This is a genomic window from Metasolibacillus sp. FSL K6-0083 (genome assembly GCF_038630865.1).
Lineage (GTDB): Bacteria > Bacillota > Bacilli > Bacillales_A > Planococcaceae > Metasolibacillus > Metasolibacillus fluoroglycofenilyticus.
Genome location: NZ_CP152046.1, coordinates 624673 through 644329, shown reverse-complemented (window position 1 = coordinate 644329; position 19657 = coordinate 624673). Strand labels below are relative to the sequence as shown.

At 37.7% G+C, this 19657-nt stretch carries 19 protein-coding genes, 1 riboswitch and 1 other annotated feature; of the genes, 13 read left to right on the top strand and 6 right to left on the bottom strand.

Annotation, left to right across the window (positions count from 1 at the left end):
• Positions 1 to 129 precede the first annotated feature (129 nt).
• The 3 genes from MHB51_RS02925 to MHB51_RS02915 all read left to right on the top strand — a co-directional run bounded on the left by MHB51_RS02925 (position 130) and on the right by MHB51_RS02915 (position 3418).
• Positions 130 to 699: a hypothetical protein gene (locus MHB51_RS02925; RefSeq protein ID WP_342558941.1), complete on the top strand. Its 570-nt coding sequence runs from the start codon at positions 130 to 132 to the stop codon at positions 697 to 699.
• A gap of 43 nt (positions 700 to 742) precedes the next feature.
• Positions 743 to 960, top strand: a binding site (T-box leader).
• Positions 961 to 1004: 44 nt separating this feature from the next.
• Positions 1005 to 2678 carry an arginine--tRNA ligase gene (gene argS, locus MHB51_RS02920; protein WP_107942727.1) on the top strand — a complete coding sequence of 558 codons (1674 nt, stop codon included), beginning with the start codon at positions 1005 to 1007 and terminating at the stop codon, positions 2676 to 2678.
• A 14-nt stretch (positions 2679 to 2692) separates the two neighbouring features.
• Entirely contained in the window at positions 2693 to 3418 is a 726-nt protein-coding gene (locus tag MHB51_RS02915; RefSeq protein ID WP_342558940.1) for a metallophosphoesterase family protein, read from the top strand.
• A gap of 4 nt (positions 3419 to 3422) precedes the next feature.
• On the opposite strand, the gene MHB51_RS02910 is transcribed toward MHB51_RS02915, so the two are convergent.
• Positions 3423 to 3665, bottom strand: a complete 243-nt coding sequence (locus MHB51_RS02910; protein ID WP_066164422.1) for a DUF2619 domain-containing protein — start codon at positions 3663 to 3665, stop codon at positions 3423 to 3425.
• 144 nt (positions 3666 to 3809) lie between these two features.
• Positions 3810 to 4181 carry a nucleotide excision repair endonuclease gene (locus MHB51_RS02905; RefSeq protein WP_066163144.1) on the bottom strand — a complete coding sequence of 124 codons (372 nt, stop codon included), beginning with the start codon at positions 4179 to 4181 and terminating at the stop codon, positions 3810 to 3812.
• 302 nt (positions 4182 to 4483) lie between these two features.
• Between MHB51_RS02905 and MHB51_RS02900 the strand changes: the two genes are divergently transcribed.
• From MHB51_RS02900 to MHB51_RS02880, 5 genes are all read left to right on the top strand, one after another.
• Positions 4484 to 4870, top strand: a complete 387-nt coding sequence (locus tag MHB51_RS02900) for a MerR family transcriptional regulator (RefSeq protein ID WP_066163142.1) — start codon at positions 4484 to 4486, stop codon at positions 4868 to 4870.
• A gap of 38 nt (positions 4871 to 4908) precedes the next feature.
• Positions 4909 to 6240, top strand: coding sequence for a hemolysin family protein (locus MHB51_RS02895; protein WP_066163140.1), 1332 nt, complete (start codon positions 4909 to 4911; stop codon positions 6238 to 6240).
• Positions 6241 to 6443: 203 nt separating this feature from the next.
• Positions 6444 to 6857, top strand: a complete 414-nt coding sequence (locus MHB51_RS02890) for a YugN family protein (RefSeq protein WP_066163139.1) — start codon at positions 6444 to 6446, stop codon at positions 6855 to 6857.
• Positions 6858 to 7369: 512 nt separating this feature from the next.
• Positions 7370 to 8038, top strand: a complete 669-nt coding sequence (locus tag MHB51_RS02885; RefSeq protein WP_342558939.1) for a M15 family metallopeptidase — start codon at positions 7370 to 7372, stop codon at positions 8036 to 8038.
• Between the two features lie 235 nt (positions 8039 to 8273).
• Positions 8274 to 8792, top strand: coding sequence for a hypothetical protein (locus tag MHB51_RS02880; protein WP_066163135.1), 519 nt, complete (start codon positions 8274 to 8276; stop codon positions 8790 to 8792).
• A 338-nt stretch (positions 8793 to 9130) separates the two neighbouring features.
• Here the strand turns inward: MHB51_RS02880 and MHB51_RS02875 are convergent, their stop codons facing one another.
• Entirely contained in the window at positions 9131 to 10228 is a 1098-nt protein-coding gene (locus tag MHB51_RS02875) for a type I restriction endonuclease (protein ID WP_154098150.1), read from the bottom strand.
• A gap of 137 nt (positions 10229 to 10365) precedes the next feature.
• Complete coding sequence (locus MHB51_RS02870; RefSeq protein WP_066163131.1) at positions 10366 to 10611, bottom strand: hypothetical protein; 246 nt, start codon at positions 10609 to 10611, stop codon at positions 10366 to 10368.
• Positions 10612 to 10898: 287 nt separating this feature from the next.
• On the opposite strand from MHB51_RS02870, the gene MHB51_RS02865 reads away from it, so the two are divergent.
• The 5 genes from MHB51_RS02865 (at position 10899) to metA (ending at position 18401) form a co-directional block, all read left to right on the top strand.
• Positions 10899 to 11324 (top strand): thioesterase family protein, encoded by a 426-nt coding sequence (locus MHB51_RS02865; RefSeq protein WP_107942734.1) that lies wholly within the window; start codon positions 10899 to 10901, stop codon positions 11322 to 11324.
• 169 nt (positions 11325 to 11493) lie between these two features.
• Entirely contained in the window at positions 11494 to 15228 is a 3735-nt protein-coding gene (locus MHB51_RS02860; protein WP_342558938.1) for an AAA domain-containing protein, read from the top strand.
• A gap of 9 nt (positions 15229 to 15237) precedes the next feature.
• Complete coding sequence (locus MHB51_RS02855; protein ID WP_342558937.1) at positions 15238 to 15951, top strand: nucleoside-diphosphate sugar epimerase; 714 nt, start codon at positions 15238 to 15240, stop codon at positions 15949 to 15951.
• Positions 15952 to 16187: 236 nt separating this feature from the next.
• Positions 16188 to 17168 carry an LLM class flavin-dependent oxidoreductase gene (locus MHB51_RS02850; RefSeq protein ID WP_107942737.1) on the top strand — a complete coding sequence of 327 codons (981 nt, stop codon included), beginning with the start codon at positions 16188 to 16190 and terminating at the stop codon, positions 17166 to 17168.
• Between the two features lie 51 nt (positions 17169 to 17219).
• Positions 17220 to 17327, top strand: a riboswitch (SAM riboswitch).
• A 135-nt stretch (positions 17328 to 17462) separates the two neighbouring features.
• Positions 17463 to 18401 carry a homoserine O-succinyltransferase gene (gene metA / locus MHB51_RS02845; RefSeq protein ID WP_066163119.1) on the top strand — a complete coding sequence of 313 codons (939 nt, stop codon included), beginning with the start codon at positions 17463 to 17465 and terminating at the stop codon, positions 18399 to 18401.
• A 130-nt stretch (positions 18402 to 18531) separates the two neighbouring features.
• Here metA and MHB51_RS02840 read toward each other — a convergent pair whose 3' ends face one another.
• On the bottom strand, positions 18532 to 18825 hold the full coding sequence (locus MHB51_RS02840) for a hypothetical protein (protein ID WP_066163118.1): 294 nt from the start codon (positions 18823 to 18825) through the stop codon (positions 18532 to 18534).
• A 217-nt stretch (positions 18826 to 19042) separates the two neighbouring features.
• Positions 19043 to 19645: a glycerol-3-phosphate 1-O-acyltransferase PlsY gene (gene plsY, locus MHB51_RS02835; RefSeq protein ID WP_107942739.1), complete on the bottom strand. Its 603-nt coding sequence runs from the start codon at positions 19643 to 19645 to the stop codon at positions 19043 to 19045.
• Between the last annotated feature and the right edge of the window lie 12 nt (positions 19646 to 19657).

Genomic DNA, 19657 nt, shown 5'->3' with positions numbered 1-19657 from the left:
GAAATAGTATATCAAAATTACGATTAGAAGAAAAATAAATGCGCTAACAATTTCATTCAGCTCTATGCTCACGCTGAAAAATATGGTATCGTTGTACAATATGTCTACCATTTTTAAGGGGGAATTGAGATGTCAGCACAGCAGCAATACAATGGTCTTATACTTTTAACATCCTACATACAACGTATTTATATAGCGGAAAAAATCAACGAACGCATTGGTGTGCAGACAAATCCAAGTCGTTTACAAGCAGCAAAAAACTATTTGGATGAATTGAATATGATAATGCCTTTATTCGAGCAAACACGTGAATTAACAGATACGCAGTTAAAGCGAGTGAAAGAAATAACGATGAGTACAAAGCATTTAATGGATGGGTATTTCCCACAACCGCCGTTTAGCTTTGCACAAAAGCTTTCGATTGTCGGCTCTTCTTTATACGGTGAGCAATTAATGAATACTGGAGTACTTCGCCTAGGACAGCTATTTCAAAAAGAAGTTGGAAAGGATTTTGAAATGCGCGTAAAATTTTATAAGGAGCGCACCGAATTCATTGATGCTGTAGTACATACGCTATACAGTAAGGAAGAGATAGAACTGAGCTTGCAGCAAATTATTGCAAATTGGTTTGAAGGCATTATGGCAAATCATAAAAATGTGTTACAGGATATGGAGAAAATCAATCCTTTTTTTGCTTGACGGATAATTTTTTAGTTGCTAGAATGAATCCTAACTTTAATATTCATATTCGATGAAAAAGACAGTAGCTATTTGGCAATGCGAAGCGAGTTAGGGACGGTGTGAGCCTAATGCAAGAAGAATAGCGAAGCGCACTTTGGAGAAATTGCCTGAAAGACTAGTAGGGTAAATCGGGGAGGCTACCCCGTTATTAACAAGAAAGCGGTCACTTCATGTGACAACTAGAGTGGTACCACGGGATTAATAGCTCTCGTCTCTATTTTATAGAGACGAGGGCTTTTTTATGTAGAAAAGGAGAGACACAAATGAAAGAACAGTTAGCAGCTTTATTAAGTGCAGCATCGCAGGGAGATTTATCTGTGCAGGAGGTAATGACATTACTTGAAAAGCCGAAGCATGAGCATTTAGGTGATATTGCTTTTCCCTGCTTTTCCCTAGCAAAAAAATATAAAAAGGCACCGACGCTTATTGCGACGGAGCTGGCTCAGCACATTCAGGCAGACTTTATTCAAGAGGTAAGGGTGGAGGGCGCCTATATAAACTTTTATTTGCAACAACTACCAATTGCACAGCAAATTGTCACACAAATACTTGCAGAGCAGCAAAAATACGGCTCACGCGCAATAAATAACGAAACAATTGCACTTGATTTTTCCTCGCCAAATATAGCTAAGCCATTTTCGATGGGCCATTTACGTTCAACAGTTATTGGTCATGCGCTTGCCAATATTGCTGAAAAAATGGGCTATCAAACAGAGCGCATTAACCACTTAGGCGATTGGGGAACACAATTTGGCAAGCTCATTGTCGCTTATAAGCTATGGGGAAATAAAGCTGCAATTGAGGCCAACCCCATTGAGGAATTATTAAAAATCTATGTCCGTTTCCATCAGGAGGCGGAGCAAAATGAAGCATTAAATGAACAGGCACGCCAGGCATTTAAGGCATTAGAAGATGGTGATGCAAAGACGCATGCATTATGGCGCTGGTTTAGAGAGGCTTCTTTGAAGGAATTCCAATCAATATATGAGTTGCTCGGTGTAGCGTTTGATAGCTATAATGGCGAAGCATTTTATAATGATAAAATGGCAAGTGTTGTTGTCGAGCTCGAAGCAAAGCAGCTATTAATAGAATCGGATGGTGCTATGGTCGTATCGTTAGAAGATATGCCCCCATGCTTGATTACCAAAAATGACGGTGCAACACTTTATGCCACACGTGATTTAGCAGCAGCTATTTATCGTCAGGAAACATATAAGCCAGCGAAGGTTTTTTATGTCGTAGGTAATGAGCAATCATTACATTTTAAACAACTATTTACAGTGTTAAAGAAAATGGGGCATCAGTGGGCAGAAAATTATCAGCATATTCCTTTTGGAATGATGCTCGTTGCTGGTAAAAAGATGTCGACGCGAAAAGGCAAAGTTGTACTGCTCGCCGATGTATTAAAGGAAGCGATGGACGCAGCATTACACAATATCGAGGAGAAAAACCCAACACTTGCAAATAAGGAGCAGGTCGCAAAGCAAGTCGGTATTGGTGCAGTGATTTTTAATGATTTGAAAAATGACCGGATGCATGATATTGATTTTGACATCGAGCACATGGTCACATTTGAAGGAGAAACAGGTCCATATGTACAATATACATATGCGCGTATCCAAACATTATTAAAGAAAGGTGCTTATATAGCGCAACAGCCAACGCTAGGTTATCTAGATGAGACTGCTTGGCCACTAATTAAACAATTGCAAGATTTCCCTGCTTACTTGGAAAAGGCATTCAATGATGCTGATCCATCACAAATTGCCAAATATAGCTTGCTATTAGCTCGCAACTTTAATAAATACTATGCCCAAACGAAATTGCTGAGTGGCGACGATTTGCAGCAAGCCCGCTTAGCCGTTGTAGATTGTGTAGCGATTGTGTTACGCGAAAGCTTGCGTCTACTAGGTATTGAAAGTCCTGAAGAGATGTAAGGAGGCGTGCACCAATGCAATTTGCACTTTTGGCAGATATTCATGGCAACGCTCAAGCTTTACAAGCAGTCTTACAAAATATTGAAGAGCGCGGGATAGAGAAAATTTATTGCACAGGGGACCTGATAGGTATCGGTCATCAAACAAATGAAGTGTTGCAGCTATTATCTATGCTGCCTCATTGTGAGATTGTCAGTGGTAATCATGATGAGGGGGTGTTAGCTATAGCAAGAAAACAGCCATATCCTAAAAGCCATGCAGCGATTCGGGAGCATCATGAATGGATTGCACAACAGCTAGATACGGTATTCATTCCGTTTTTACAGCAGCTGCCAAGGACACTTGACCGAATGCTAAATTCACAGCGCTTTTTATTTACGCACTATGCCTTAAAAGGAGCAAATATTCCTTTTCATCATGACCCATTTGCATCAATTCACGAGCCGTCACTCGAAAATATGGAAAAAATGTTTTCGGGTTATCCAATATATAATTGTATTTGCTTTGGACATCACCATCCACAGCACTATTTTAAAAATAATAAAACAATATACATTAACCCTGGTGCGCTAGGGTGTAGCAATAAAAATAAAGCTAAATATGCAATTTGTACTATTGATACAAGTATTCATTGGGATTTTATCGAAGTTGCCTATGATTATGCTCAATATATAGAGGATTTTAAGCAAACAAATATACCTGATAAAGAATTTATTTTACAAGCATTTTATCAGCAGTGATTAATTACTTCATCCGTAAGCTTATAAAAATAAGAAATATCCCACTGAATAGGCAGAGCATTTTGGGAAGTGAAATTTTATCCTGCATGCCAGCTAAGCCAATTCCTGTTGTAATGATGAAAATAATAGGACCAACTAGTGCAAGTGATGTGTTGACAATAAAAGCCTTTTCTAAATTATCAAGCTTGTACATGATAAGTGCGGCAAAGATATCAACGCTACCAGATAAAATGCGTAGCCAAATCATATAGAGTAGTGCCAGTTCCACAGTTGTTCCACCTTTCACTTAGATGCTCTACTATATGATAGAAGATAAGCATTTATCATAATAAGATTTTCAACTTATTAAAAAAGCCTCTGCCATGTATAGAGCACAGCAGAGGCTTTTCACTTAAAAGAAAACTTTTTCTGTATTATATTTAGCACGCAATGTATTAATCGCATACGTTTCGTAAATTTCACGTTCCATCGGATCTTCGATTTCGTACACTTCAATTTTAAAAATTTCATCACGGTGTTTTTTCATCGGTGAAACATTGTCCTCAAAATGCTTTTTAATACGCTGGCGAATTTTACGTGCTTTCCCGACAAATAAAAGCTCATTTTTTTCATTATAGAAAAAGAAAATACCGCCCTTATCGCGTGTGATTTTGTGGAAATCAATGAAGCCATGGAATGGTGTAATTTCTACATCGCCTGGTTTTAATACTTGTTCACGCTGACGAATAACAAGGTCTGGTTTTGGTAATTCAATTTTAATCAAAAAATTCACGTCCCTTACTGTATTGAAGCTTTATTTTATCACTAATTAATGGATTTGACTATTAGAAGATAAATTCATTATAGTATAAGAGGTGATATGCCGTTATTAATCTACATATTATACGACACTGCATAGAAGAATTTACTTTTTTACTCACGTCTATTATTCATACAAAAACGATATTTATTTCTCGCAGAATTAATAACAATAAATGAGAGTTAATATAATTGCAAACAATATTCGTCTACGAGTATACTAAAACTATCACGTGATAGTTTGGAGGGGATTTATTTGGGATCGAGATGCTGAAAATTGGTGAGCTAGCTGAAATGACAGGAATTACAAAACGTACAATTGATTACTATACGAATTTAGGCTTACTAAAGGCCCATCGTTCGAGCTCCAATTATCGCTATTACAATGAAAATTCGATTGCACAATTAAAATTCATTGAGTTAAAGAAAAGAGAAGGGCTTTCATTAGAGCAAATTAAAGCACTAGTTCAAACAGAAATGGCTGACGCTGACATTGCCAATCTATGTATGCATATTCAGCAGCTTGAAAAGGAAGTAACGCTACTTGTTACACGATTATCAAAAGAAAATCCATTAATATGGCAGCATATTAAAAAGAATATGCAGGATGATAGCAAGGCGTTAATTCAATCTTTACAATTTTTAATTACGTAGGAGGTGAAGTCTTACGCTACACTGCGTAGGACAATTTATTGACGACAGGTGTTAATTTAACCATTTTCATTATTTTACTAGCACTAACCGCATTTTTCGTTGCAACTGAATTTGCGATTGTTAAAGTACGCCAATCACGCATTGACCAGCTCGTTGCTGAAGGTGTGAAAAGCGCTCAATCTGCAAAACAAGTAACCACTCATTTAGACGAATATTTATCAGCTTGTCAATTAGGTATTACAGTGACAGCACTTGGTATCGGTATGGTTGGAGAAAAAACATTCGAGTTTTTCTTACATCCTTTTTTCGAGTTTCTTGGCATTGGTACAAATTATATTCAAGCGTTTACAATTGGAGGCGCTTTCGTAATTGCAACATTTTTACACGTAGTCGTAGGAGAGTTAGCACCAAAAACGATGGCGATTCAAAAGGCAGAGCAAATTACGCTACTTTGCGCCAAACCTATTATGCTTTTTTATAAAATTTTATATCCATTCATTTGGTTCTTAAATGGCTCCGCACGTATTTTAGTTAGCCTGTTTGGCATGAAGCCCGCAAGCGAGCATGAGCTGTCACATACTGAGGAAGAGCTACGATTGCTGCTAGCGGAAAGCTTTAAAAGTGGTGAAATTAATAAAAACGAACTGAAATATGTAAATAACGTTTTTGAATTTGACGATACAATTGCCCGCGAAATTATGGTTCCTCGTACAGAAATCATTGGCTTTGATATTTCTGCCAATTTACAGGAGGTCATTACCCGAATTTCAGAGGAACGTTACACACGTTATCCTGTCTTTGATGGTGATCGAGATAATATTATTGGCTTTTTCAATATTAAAGAAATTTTAACATTAGGCATTAACAATCGTATTAGAGAAGAAACATTTAAAATTGAGGATTTCGTTAACCCTATCATTAAAACGATTGAAACAATTCCTATTCAAGATTTATTAACAAAAATGCAAAAAGAGCGCATTCATATGGCTGTTTTATTAGATGAATATGGAGGCACATCTGGCTTAGTAACTGTCGAAGATATTTTAGAGCAGCTTGTTGGTGAAATACGCGATGAATTTGACGGAGATGAAGTTCCTAATATTCGGAAAATAGGAGAGAATCATTACATTTTATATGCAAAAATGCTATTAGACGACGTCGCAAATCTATTACATATCGAGCTGGAAAACCCAGATATTGATACAATTGGTGGTTGGTATTTTTCGCAAAATACAGATTTAATCGATGATATCGTAATCGAATACGAAAATTATGCCTTTTCCATCTATGAAAAAGAAGATATTTATTTACGCTATATCGAAGTGAAAAAATTAGAAAATGAGCAACCTGCTGAAGATGTAATAGAATAATTGCAAATTATCACGCAGTAACGAGCAGTAAGATACCCACTTCAAGAAAAATAAAGGTGCGAGATTTACTGCCCGTAAAAGCCCTGATTGGTTCAAATTCAATCTGAGGGAAACTGAAGTTTCACTTTATGAGAAAATCCTTTTAAACAAGCTGTTTAAAGGGATTTTTTTTGGCTACACTCCATAGCAAGGAGGTAGATATTATGTTATTGTTAGAAACGGCAATTGTAGGACGTGAAGCGAAGTACGGCTTACTACGCAACCAAATTTGCAAATATGGCTTTTCGATTGGTGGCAATTGGGATTATGACCGCGGGAGTTTTGATGTAGCGCTCTGGCGTGGAGGAGGTACAACAATTTATTTACGTGCCCCATTCGTTGTAGTAGAAGGTGAGATGGATTGTTATGATTGCATCATTCGCTTTCAGAAGCCATTTATTATTAAACATATTGTAAATGTGGGACTCGATTATGATGAAAGCTCCTGGTTAGATGCAACGGGTGCGAGCCAATTTCAATCACCGGTCGAAAAAGATGCAGAAATCTTTCAAAAAGGAAGATGGATTGCCACAGGACAGGAAGTTGTTCAAAATCATATAATGCCGTATATTCATTAATATTGTTTAGTTTTTGTCTAGGTCTGTTATGCTACATTATACAAGAACGCGCATAATGTTTTTTCTAAAGGAAGGCTGTCCGAAAAGTGTGTATCTTTTCGGACAGCCTTTTGTTGCATTATTATGCCAAAGTCCAATGCGTGCGAGACAATGAAAATTCAATTTTCGGTTTCATTCGGAACTCAGTGTTTCTCGCTTTTTCAAAGACTTTTGAAGGAGCATCACCGACAATGAAGTTATCCGAAAAGTCCATTTTGTTTTGTCACCGCATTGAAATCAATGTTTTCATCGCTTCCCTTTTACTGAAGGATAACACTGTTAAAGCCAATGTTCATCAGATTGTTAAAAAGGACGTTTTCTGTTTTTATGAATCAACATTTTGCGAAACATCATCGCGACTGTCCAAAATGCCAGCTATGCTCGGCTTTTTGGACTTTTCTATTTTCTAATATAATTCGCACAATTAACAGTGAAGATACAGCATAAAAATAGAAAGAAAGAAGGTGATATGAATGAGTGTAGAAGCAACAATTAGAGATTTAACCGAGCTACTGCCAGTAGGGCAAACCGCATGCCGACTGTTATTTCAGGAGTGCTACAAAGCAGGTATTCGAAATATTTTCATCACCGAAACATACCGCTCACAGGAACGCCAAAATTATCTTTACGCACAAGGACGTACAAGACCTGGTCCCATTGTCACTTGGACGTTAAATAGTAACCATACATCACGTCTGGCATGGGATATTGCTGTTAGTCCACCTAATGTTTTATATGATGCAGCAATATTAAATAAAGTAGGTGCGATTGCTCGAAAGTTGAACATTACGTGGGGTGGCGATTGGCTAGGAAGTGTGGATAGAGTACATTTTGAAATCAAGTCTACGTGGCAAATGCCCTCTGGCTATAAACTAGAAGGTACTGTCATTGTTCCATCGAATAGTAAGCTACAAGTTCAGTTAATTGTAGCGGATCCAAAGGAGGGAATACCAATGTCTCAAATATGGAATCCGGGAAGTCCAGCCATGCAAACAGCTGCAGAAGCCTTTTTAGCCCAAGCGGCCAAAGATGGCATCATCCAAGACTCGCATTTAAAAGATTTGCAAAATAAGCAAATGACAACAGACCGTTTGTTAGGGCTATACGTAACGATTGAGCAGCGACGCAGTGCAACGAAATAAATTTGAGCCCAGCTAGTAAAGTGGGCTTTTAAACTTACTTATTAAATTTAAGTCTTTATCATCTTTCAGCAGGTGCAGGATTCACGCTGAAATCCAAGCGACTAAATAGCCTTGTCCCAACCTCCAACGGATATTTCTAGACAAGAGCAAGCGGGGGATATATCGCTATTTTTTTACAAAATTCATAGTAGTATGTCTTTAAATTATGTATAGTAATAGATAAGGAGGAGAATTTATGAAAAAAATATTGCCATTCCTATTAGCGCTATCTTTTATTTTAGTAGCTTGTAATCAAAATGTGGAAATCAAGTTACCTGCATCTTTTCTAGAAGGTCAAAATGTAGAGGATGTAATTGCAAATGCTAAGGAAGAAGGAATCAGTGAAGTAACGAAAAATGAGGACGGCTCATTGACATATAAAATGTCAAAGGACAAGCATAAAGAAATGATGCAAGAATTGGAGGATGGGATACTAGAATCAATTGAAGAAATTAAAAGTACGGATAACTTCCCATCAATCAAAGATGTAGACTACGATAAAAAATATACTGAATTTACACTAACAGTTGAAAAAGAAAAGTTTGAAGGAAGCTTTGATGCTATTGCTTCATTTGGACTAGCGATTGCAGGCATGTACCACCAAATCTTTAGCGGTGCAAATGCGGAAGATTATAAAGTAACAATCCATTATAAAGACGAAGCGAACGGCGAAATTTTTGATACAACTGTTTATCCAGATGATTTGAATGAGTAGCCAGTAGAGGAGGATATGTCTGAAAAGCGTGTGAGGATATTGCTTTTCAGACATATTTTTTGCTCTCTATCTGAAATAATCAACATTAAGAAAGATGTATATCATTTTGAAAAGGTTGATGAATAGTCGTTATAAAGTTTTTTCAATTTAAAGATGAACAAGTAGAATTACATTTTTAGTTGCGTTAAAGATGCTTTGCTTTTTCAAACTACACTGTTTTAATTATCATAATCATTCGATACTAACTCATTTGATATAAAAGATACTACTTCGTTTACAGTTTTTATATTATTTAACTCAATCCAACGCAAAATATAATCATGTCCTTTAATTGCGATCTAGCTGTGAATGTATGTGGCAACTAAAGGAATTATTTTGTCACTATGATTAATCAAATCTATTGGTTGATTGAATTCAATAATCGTACGTTCTTTATCGGTAGAAGCATCATTTAACATGATATAGTTTCTGCTTTTTTCAAAGAATACTCGAATAATCCATCTACGAATATTGTTATCAATAATAATATTGAAATAGCTTCGATTGTCACGATAATAAAGGCGATCAGGTGAAATAGCATCCTTTAATACTACCTTTACAATAGAGTAGGTTTCAAGTTCTTCAGGTGTCGTTATAATGCCATCGTCTTCTGATTTTTCAGGTGGTGTTACTAGTTCCTCTTCAGGGGGATCAGGCAGTGTAACACGAACCTTACTATCACCTGTAGATTTTAATGCAGCATTAAGCTTATCATTAACTTTTTCATTGACAATTTGTTTCAGCCCTTTTGAAATTATAGGAGTGAACTTCTCCAATGCATTTTTTGTTTTAACTCCATCATAAATCTGATGCACTAGAAACTTTACAAATTCATCATTCGGTGTATCGAATTGCGTGGATAAATAATCTTTTAGTGCATTTAAGTATTTTAAATCAGAGGCTGTACTTGAAATATTTTCAAGATCAAATGTTTCTTTACGGAATTTTGCGATTTCATGAATATGTATATCGCGTAATTCCAAAATATTGAACGTGAAAAATGGGGTAGTGTCCATTTTATTAGGTTCTTCAAGGTCTGTGAAAAGCTTATACTCAATTCCATTCGTTAAAATGCCAAATTTGGCTGATGTAGTTCCAAAGTAACGAAACAATTGTGAATCATGTTTTGTCAGATTTTCAGTAACACCTTTACATTCAATTAGTATCACGGGAGCGCCATCGTTTAAAATGGCATAGTCAACTTTCTCACCTTTTTTAATGCCTACATCAGCAGTGAATTCTGGACTAAATTCTAATGGATTAAACACGTCATAGCCCAATGTTTGGAAGAAGGGCATAACAATTGCCGTTTTTGTTGCTTCCTCTGTAGCAATGGAACCTTTCAAACTATCAATTCGTGTTGCTAGATTTTTTAATTGTTCAATGAATTTTTCCATGAATATCCCCCTAATCAATTAGTTAATATTACTCGTGAAAATATACCTATGAAGATGATAAAAAAATAATATAAAACATAAATACTTATTCTTACCAATAATGGTGCATTTAAAGGACATGCTACACACATGTCCTATCAAATATTATGATGATATAAGTCTTTAACAATTTTCATATCTGTTTCAAGTTCTGCAATAGCATTGTCAAATGAGGGTTGTAGCTCAGAATTTTGAGCTGTTTGAGTAACTAAGATACCTGCCATTGCACGTAAAGATGTAAGGTCCTCACTATTTTTAACGACTAGATGTGTCACTGTATCAATCTTCGAATCAATTGATTCAACTTTTTTTAGTATAGCTTCAAGAAATTCACGGTCTGTCAAATACTACACCTTCTTTCGTAGGTTCGACTATTTCTCAAGGAGAGGATTGCACAAAAGCTTGTGATTCTAATTCGTTTTTTTCTTATGCAATCTCTTATGATAAAAGCACAATAATATTTATTATATCATATAGCAGATTGCTTAGGAAGAAAGCAACAATTAGCAGAAATGAAAGTCAAAAAGAAAAAACCACTAAAAAATTCCCCAAAAACAACCTTCCTAAAATAACACTTCTGAACTGACAAACCCTCACCAATCGCGGTATGATAGTACCCGAGGTGACGGAAATGTATATATCAGAAAAACAAATTGAAATCCGCTATGCGGAGACCGACCAGATGGGTGTCGTCTACCATGCGAATTATGTCATTTGGTTGGAAATTGGACGGGCACAATTAATTAAAGATTTAGGTTTTGAATATGCAAAATTAGAGCAGGATGGCTTTTTATCACCTGTTTTAGATGTTTCGATTCAATATAAGGCAGCGCTTCGCTATGGGCAAGTAGCTACAGTTCGTACATGGATTGAATCGCATTCTCGTTTACGAACAACGTATGGCTACGAAATACTTCATGAGGATGGTACATTAGCAGCAACTGCAACGTCTGTACATACATTAGTGCGTAAAGAAAACTTCCGACCGATTGCTTTAAGTAAAGTAAATCCTAAATGGGAAGCGGCGTATATTGAGCATATGCGAATGAAGAAGTAATTAGCTTCTATATTTTATGATTCGCTAAAACCATGTGTACCTGCCGCTTTGCTTTCAGCATAAAAGAGCCGTCTCTTAGACTGCTCTTTTTTCGCGTATAGGAGCTATCGGCATACGCTGTTTCTTGGTATAATTATTTTTGTGTCAAATTTGCATGGGAGGTATGTTCATGGTACAGAAGGTTGCCATTGAAACGGTTCGTTGTCATATATTATTAACGAATACGGCACGTGAAGCCATTCAGCAGCATGTTCAAGATGAACAGGCCTTTTTTCGTTTGCAAAAAAACTTTATTGTTTATATTGAAAAACTCGCAATAGAGCAAACACAGCTTGCACTTACACTTTATTTTGATAATGAGAAAAACCGCGCCTTAAAGGATAAATTTCAGGAGCGCGTTGTCATAATGGATTGCGTTTTTGATTTGAAAAATGGACTTGTCGCAAAAAGCTTTCGTACAAGAGGAAAAGGAACCCCTGTTGCTACAAATCGTCGTGAAAGGCTACTCATTCATTTTGTGCCGTCGCGAATTAGCGGTCATACATATCCGGATAAATTTATTGAAACGCTAGCCGCGCTACCTGTTGCTCAGGAGCGTTTTGATTATGTAAACAAGCGCATCACCTCGTGGGAAGGTTATTTGAAGGTGCTCAATCAAAATGCTGACATTGAAGATATTGAAGCAAAATTCACAACGCACACATTGAATAGCGATTTTACCCATATTACGTTTACTTGTAGTGAAATACCTGATAAAGCTTGGAAGCAATTAAAGGGGCTGAGTGCACGAGTACGTGGTTTTAAAATGGACTTAGGTGAGGTTGTAAAGGTGAATCGCAGTGCTCACATAATCGAAATCGCCTTAAAACCTGAAGCAATCCGGTTAGCAAGAAATAATGAGCTTCATTTTGAAATGGGCTTTGTAGATTTCAGTAATGCTTCTACCAAATCACAGCTTAATCGTTTGCTAAAAGGCTTTGAGCGTTTAAAGGAAGGGCTTGCGGCAAACGCTAATTTAGAAAATATTTTATTTGAGGATAAGCCTGTTATCGCGACTCACACAACAGCTATTGAACCCGATTTTTATAATCAATTAAATGAATTTCAGCGTAAAGCTGTGGCAGGGGCTATGAGCGCCGAGGATTTATATGTGATACAAGGTCCTCCAGGCACAGGCAAAACAACTGTTATTTCCGAAATATGCTATCAAAATGCAAAGGCGGGCTTAAAAACACTTGTTGCCTCACAGTCTAATTTAGCTGTTGATAATGCTTTGAGCCGCTTATTATCGAATAAGGATATACGAATTTTGCGCTATGGGCGTACTGAAAGTATTGAAGAGGAAGGCAAAAAGTTTATTGAGGAGAATGTAGGCACGTATTGGCAGGAGCAAACATTTGAAGCAATTACCCATGAAGTTTCACAGCAGGATAAAAAGCAGCAGCTACTTGAACAGGAAATCGCAACAACCGAAAAGCAGCTTGAACAATTACAGGAAGAAAAAAACGAGCTTCAGCAGGCAATTGCGAGAAAAAAGCAAGCTGAAGAACAACTAAAAATAGTAATTGAAAAAATAGCGGCACTGAAAAAACAGCTGGCGCCATTAAAAAAAGAGCTTGAGCAAACTGAGCAACAGCTAGAGCAGCTTGAGGCAAAGAAGGTGGAGCTTGTTGAGGTTATTGCAATAAGTGAACAACAGCTTGTTGCGCTTCCTACAAAGGAGGAAATCAGTGCCCAAGAGGTCACAAATCAGCAGCAGCTCGCACAGCTTACCGCTGCCATACAAGCAGCTACTATAAAAGCAGAAGAACTGCTGTTAGAACAACAGTTAATGAATATAACGGCACAGCTACAGCGTATCTCGCCAGAGGGCAATGTAATTGAGCAATTAACAACAAAAATTACGGAGCTAAAAAAAGTACAGGATGTTGAAGATTTTATCGTAGCATATAATATACGGCGCAGCTTCGTCATCGACCGATTGCTTGCCTCATTAGCAAAATTGCAGCCTGAAATTGTCGCTTATAAACCGCTAAAGGAATTAAGTGAAAGGCTAGAAAAAGCACTTGCCTATAGTGAAAAAACGCTGCAAATCCATGTAACAGCGCCAGCTTTACCAGTGAATCATACGTATTCGCTAGCGGAGGTCAATGAATTTTTAACAAAGCTAAGCCGCGCTTTTGCTGAGAAAAAAATCAATGTAGAAAATGGTACACGCTCTATTCAAGGTGTGCTACTACGTATTGCATACATTGAACAGTTACAGGTGAAATATCAAGATTTAATGCGCGAGGTTATGCTAATTTTCACAAAACTTAAGGAGGAGTTAGTTGATTTATATAAAGAGCAGCTTGGACATAGTGAAGTGCAGCTACAGCAATTACGCAGTACAGAGCAGCAATATCAACAGAAGCTTCAAGCTATTCAGCTAGAGTTGCAAAGCTTGCCAGAAATAACTGCAACTGCTGAGCAATTACAGCAGCAGCGTACTCAGTTAGAGCAAAGCCAACAGAAGCTTGAACAACAAAAGATAACTCGTATAAACTTAACAGCAGCTTATGAAACAACAACAGCAGACTTGCAGCAACTTAATGAGCAGTTAACAAATGATAACGAGAAATTGCAATTATTGAAAGAGCAGCTAAAAGAAATTAATAGCACAGGCTTAGCATTAGAAAAAGAGCGTGAAGAGCTTGAACAACTAACAAGACAAAATCCCGAGGCAGCTTTAAATGCAATAGAGGGGCGTATAGCTGCCGACCGAGCAACGATTGAAAAAATCGAGCAGCAGCTTGAACTACTGCCAATCACACAACAATTACAAAGCGAATGGCAAACGATGCTAGCGAAGGCAAGTGAGCATGACTTAGAGGAAATTCGTAAGCTTTATGTTAAGCATGCAAACGTCATTGGGACAACCTGTGTGGCCTCTGCGAATAAAGAATTTATGGACAATTATCCAATATTTGATGTTGTGATTATTGATGAAGTATCGAAGGCTACACCACCAGAGCTACTGCTACCGATGTTAAAAGGCAAGAAAATTATTTTAGTTGGTGACCATCATCAGCTTCCACCACTAATTGGGGATGAAACATTTGAAGAGACGCTAGAGCAGGTAATCAAAAATAGCGACACATTTGAGGAAAAGCGAGAGCTTGAAAAGCTACTTGAGGAATCATTGTTTGAGCGCTTATACAAAAATCTGCCCCAGTCGAATAAAACAATGCTAGCAATCCAATATCGAATGCATACCAATATTATGGAAACGATTGTGCCGTTTTATCAAAACGAGCAAGATACCTTGCAATGCGGTTTAATTGATTCTGACGCAGCACGCGATCATCTTTTGGAAACGCCATTATTCAATCGTCAGCATCATTTATTATGGCTCGATATCCCTCATACAACAAGCTGTTTTGAAGAACGGATGAAAGAGGGGGCTAGCTTATTTAATCGGGCTGAATTAGATAAGGTGAAGGAGCTCCTTATATCGCTAAATGATGCAACAGCGCAAGCAAAGGAACAGGGCTTGATAGCACAGGATGCGCAAAAATCAGTTGGTGTTATTAGCTTTTATGCGGAGCAAGTGAAGCGTATTAATGATATGACACAATATCAATTCCCACATTTGCATATTCGCAAAGGCTCAGTCGATAAGTTTCAAGGAATGGAGATGGATGTCATTATTGTCAGCATGGTGCGAAACAATGACGGGCATGGTAGCATTGGCTTTGCACAGGATTATCGCCGCTTAAATGTCGCACTATCACGTGCCCGTGAATTATTAATTATGGTTGGCAGCACGGAAATGTTTACGCAGCGTCCGAAAAAACAGGAAACGCGCCGTATGTATCAGCATGTGCTGGATGTAGTGAAAGCACAGGACGGCTACCGCACATAGGAGTGAATTATGGAATTACAACAGCTTGAAAGACAAATAAAACAGCAACTGCCGCTTCCTAGTTCAGTGGAAATTGTTAGCACGAAGCATTTTTCAATACCGATTCATACGCTCTTAACGAAATACACACCAATTCGTCGCATACCGATGGATATTTTAATGAAAATGATGTTGCGTGCCTTTCAAACAGGGCGTTTTCAAGATGCCGAAACGGTGGCAGATGTCCTGCTGGTCGAATCATTATTTATTGAGGATTTACTGCAAAAAATGAAGAAAACAGGACTGCTAACAATGGAGGAAGCGATTCAATTAACTGAAAAAGGGGAGGCACAGCTGGCTGCAGGTATTTTTGAGGAACAGCTTGAGGAAATGGAGCAGGAATTATTTTATAGTCCTTTGCACGCAAGCTTTTTACAAGGTGAACTAGAGGAATTCGATGAATTTCCTGACGAGCTACAATATATAGAGCAACTATCCGTGATGTGGAATGAGCAACAAATTGTGGATGCATTGCAAAATGGCGCGACTAATGACCACGCAGAGCCAACATTTATTACCTCAATAAATAGCGTCGATGAGCTACAAATCCATGATGTACCATGCTTGCAATTTGTATTACATAATACAAGCAAAGATAGTTTTGATATACGTGTCTTTAATACATTGACCAACGCTTGGGATGCACATTTAGAGCAGGTGATAAAGGAGCGGGAGCAAGCATGACAAATACAAGCTCAATACTAGAGGCTGGGACATTTCGCCCAATCCATACCATCGGCTTATTAGATGCCCTTTAGAGCATGAGCTACATCTGGTGCTATTAATGTAACGAAGCAAAAAGAGCGTATTTTGCATGCTTTTACGAAGTTTCGTCATGATAATTGAAAGAAATTAAATGAAAAGCATATTGCAAGCATCTTTTTTCCACTTTCGTTATAGTAACTAGTGAGGTGATAATCATGTTGAAAAATATACCAATCTCTGTGTTAGATTTAGTGTCTGTGAGTGAAGGTCAAACTACAACACAGGCATTTGAACGCTCTCGTCGTTTAGCTATTTTAGCCGAGCAGTTAGGCTATAAACGTTTTTGGGTGGCTGAGCATCATAATAGCCGTTCCATCGCAAGCTCAGCCACTTCTGTTGTCATGAGTTATTTAGCTAGTGCAACAAAGGAAATTCGAATCGGTTCCGGTGGAATTATGCTACCTAACCATGCACCATTAATTATTGCCGAGCAATTTGGAACACTTGATGCAATGTTCCCAGGTCGAATCGATTTAGGCTTAGGTCGTGCACCCGGTACAGACCATTTTACAGCAAGGGCACTACGCCGCCGTGATGCTGAGGACTTTGAAGATAATATTGAGGAGCTAGAGCGCTTTTTAGCAAAAGCACAGGAATCAGATTACATTAAGGCTTATCCTGGATTTGGTGCAAATGTGCCAATGTGGGTGTTAGGCTCAAGTTTATTTAGTGCAGAACTAGCTGCTCGCCGTGGTATGCCATATGCCTTTGCAAGTCATTTTGCCCCTGACTATTTAATGCAGGCAATTGATATTTATCGTACACAATTCCAGCCTTCTGAGCATTTACAGAAGCCGAAAATGCTAGCCTGTGTCAATGTGATGATTGCCGATACTGATGAAGAAGCTCAAAAATTGGCAACAACTTACTATCAGCTTTTCTTAAGCATTATTCGTCGCACACATGATTTACTTCAGCCACCTGTAGACAATATGGATGAAATATGGACACCATTTGAAAAGCAGGCAATTATGCAGCAACGTCAATATATGTTCGTTGGTGACCAGCAATCAGTCAAAGCACAATTAGAAAAATTCGTTGCAGACACAAAAATAGATGAATTAATGGTAACTGCTTCTATTTATGATGAAGAGGCTCGGACAAAGTCATTTACATTGTTGAAGGAGCTTTTTTAAACCCTATTGTCAAACCGCAACACACATGCTACAATATATGAAAATTAATAAATCTTATCAAGAGAAGCCGAGGGATATGGCCCGTTGACGCTTCAGCAACCTCTAATATTTATTAGAAAGGTGCTAATTCCAGCGGGGATTGTCCCCGAGAGATAAGAGTGAACGGATTTGATTACGAAAACCCTCTCATTCTCTTTACTGGAATGAGAGGGTTTTTGCATTGCCTTCTCTAGCTGATTCAACCATGCTTCAAAAGATAATTGATTTGTTAATTCAAGAAATGGGGGAAGCGAAGTGCCAATTAATATTCCGAAGCAATTGCCAGCAGGCGAGCTATTAAGACAAGAGAAAATTTTCGTAATGGAGGAGGACCGTGCGAGAACACAGCAAATCCGTCCGTTAAATATTTTAGTTTGTAACCTAATGCCAGAAAAAGAGAAAACGGAGTTGCAATTATTACGTTTGTTAGGAAATACACCATTACAAGTGAATGTGACATTTTTAAATACAGCGACATATGAGTCAAAAAATGTTTCAAAATCGCATTTGCAATCGTTTTATACGACATTTAACGAAATCAAACACCGCCGATTTGATGGGATGATAATTACAGGCGCACCAATTGAACGAATGGAGTTTGAGGACGTTATTTATTGGAAAGAAATAACGGATATTATGGAATGGGCAAAATTAAACGTCACATCGATTATGAATATATGTTGGGGCGCTCAGGCTGCCCTCTACCATCATTATGGCATTGGAAAATTCGAGTTACCAAAAAAATGCTCTGGTGTCTATTCGCACGTCATTACAGATTTAACTGTCGATTTAGTGCGTGGCTTTAGTGACGAATACGTAGCACCACATTCAAGACATACATCGGTATCGATAGAGGAAGTTCGCGCGCATCCAGATTTACGCTTACTTAGCTATTCAGATGATGCTGGTGTCTTCATTGTACAGTCTAAAGACAACAAGCAAATTATGATTACAGGCCATTTAGAATATGACGCGACAACGCTTGCAGATGAGTATGAGCGAGATGTGGCAAAGGGAGATAATGTAGAAGTACCGATTAATTACTTCCCAAATGATGACCCTGCTAAAGCGCCGAAAAACACGTGGCGTGCACATTCACATTTATTGTTCTACAATTGGCTGAACTATTACGTATACCAAGAAACACCATATAAATGGGATTTTGTTGAGGAAGAAATCGAATATCATATTTAACAAGCTAGTTGAATGCTAGAGGACGTAATTTAATTTAGCATTTATATTCTTGCACATAATGTAATCAACAAAGCGATGGAGCTGTCTCAAAATGAATTTTCAGACAGATTCCATCGCTATTTATCTTGATTTAGGCTTTTTTATACTCATAAGCTAATTCATCGAGCTGTTCATCCACACTTACATATAAATCATGCTCATTGAAAAACCATTCATCATTGCGTTCGATATAATAATGAACACCTTCAACAACTGTGTCTACGCCAATTTCATGAGGGAATTCGCGGTTCATACCGAGTGAAAAGCCTTCATGAAAAGGGGAAGAACCACCGTATCTTGCATAAAATCGTACATAATCTCCTTGTTGTACTTCCATTTCTTTTTGAAACCAATTAATCGCTGCATCTGTTAATACTATTTTCATGACAATAGCCTCCGACATACATTTATACTTATATTTTAGCGGATTTCACAGGGTAGTAACAGGAAATTGCTTTGAGAGTCATTGCAAGCGAAGATTAATTACATGCATGAGAAGTGGACTAAGGCATCTTTAGCACAATATTTTACTCGTTCGTTTTAAAAACAAAAATTGTCTGAAAGCAACATGTTATTCCGCTTTCAGACAACTCTATTGTAGTTTAAATCCATTTCACTTTCGGCTCTGTACCTGCCTTAATCCGTTTAATATTTTCTCTGTGACGATAAACGATAAACGTAAATAAAATGGCAATTAAAATAAATAAGGCAAAATCACCTGTTAATACTAGGTAAACTATGCTATAAATAAGGGCGATGAGTGCAACAATCATAGATGTGAGGCTGACCATTTTTGTAAGCTTTAGCGTAATGAAAAATACGACAAAAAGTAGTAAAAATAATGGCCATGCATAGCCTAGCACAACACCTGCAGAAGTTGCTACGGCTTTGCCACCACGGAAACGCGCAAAAATAGGGAAGATATGACCTAGTACAGCAGCAACACCTAAAATTAATATGTGAATTTGCACGTCTTGGAAAAATGGCAATAAAGGTAATAGAACAGCAGCTGTGCCTTTTAAAACATCAATAATTGTCACGATTAAGCCTGCTTTTTTACCGAGAACACGAAAAGTATTCGTTGCACCTAAATTTCCGCTTCCTTGCTTTCTAATATCTGTATTATAAAAAAGCTTACCAATCCATAATGCCGAAGGGATGGAGCCAATTAAATAAGCACAAATCAATATAATGGCAGTTGACATACATGTGCTCCT

What these genes read in the sequence shown, in the direction of transcription:
- MHB51_RS02840 (WP_066163118.1), bottom strand. Translation starts at nt 18,825, where the DNA reads ATGAAAATAGTATTAACAGATGCAGCGATTAATTGGTTTCAAAAAGAA.
- MHB51_RS02900 (WP_066163142.1), top strand. Translation starts at nt 4,484, where the DNA reads ATGCTGAAAATTGGTGAGCTAGCTGAAATGACAGGAATTACAAAACGT.
- MHB51_RS02910 (WP_066164422.1), bottom strand. Translation starts at nt 3,665, where the DNA reads ATGATTTGGCTACGCATTTTATCTGGTAGCGTTGATATCTTTGCCGCA.
- plsY (WP_107942739.1), bottom strand. Translation starts at nt 19,645, where the DNA reads ATGTCAACTGCCATTATATTGATTTGTGCTTATTTAATTGGCTCCATC.
- MHB51_RS02850 (WP_107942737.1), top strand. Translation starts at nt 16,188, where the DNA reads ATGTTGAAAAATATACCAATCTCTGTGTTAGATTTAGTGTCTGTGAGT.
- MHB51_RS02925 (WP_342558941.1), top strand. Translation starts at nt 130, where the DNA reads ATGTCAGCACAGCAGCAATACAATGGTCTTATACTTTTAACATCCTAC.
- MHB51_RS02880 (WP_066163135.1), top strand. Translation starts at nt 8,274, where the DNA reads ATGAAAAAAATATTGCCATTCCTATTAGCGCTATCTTTTATTTTAGTA.
- MHB51_RS02915 (WP_342558940.1), top strand. Translation starts at nt 2,693, where the DNA reads ATGCAATTTGCACTTTTGGCAGATATTCATGGCAACGCTCAAGCTTTA.
- argS (WP_107942727.1), top strand. Translation starts at nt 1,005, where the DNA reads ATGAAAGAACAGTTAGCAGCTTTATTAAGTGCAGCATCGCAGGGAGAT.
- MHB51_RS02865 (WP_107942734.1), top strand. Translation starts at nt 10,899, where the DNA reads ATGTATATATCAGAAAAACAAATTGAAATCCGCTATGCGGAGACCGAC.
- MHB51_RS02855 (WP_342558937.1), top strand. Translation starts at nt 15,238, where the DNA reads ATGGAATTACAACAGCTTGAAAGACAAATAAAACAGCAACTGCCGCTT.
- MHB51_RS02890 (WP_066163139.1), top strand. Translation starts at nt 6,444, where the DNA reads ATGTTATTGTTAGAAACGGCAATTGTAGGACGTGAAGCGAAGTACGGC.
- MHB51_RS02885 (WP_342558939.1), top strand. Translation starts at nt 7,370, where the DNA reads ATGAGTGTAGAAGCAACAATTAGAGATTTAACCGAGCTACTGCCAGTA.
- MHB51_RS02860 (WP_342558938.1), top strand. Translation starts at nt 11,494, where the DNA reads ATGGTACAGAAGGTTGCCATTGAAACGGTTCGTTGTCATATATTATTA.
- MHB51_RS02875 (WP_154098150.1), bottom strand. Translation starts at nt 10,228, where the DNA reads ATGGAAAAATTCATTGAACAATTAAAAAATCTAGCAACACGAATTGAT.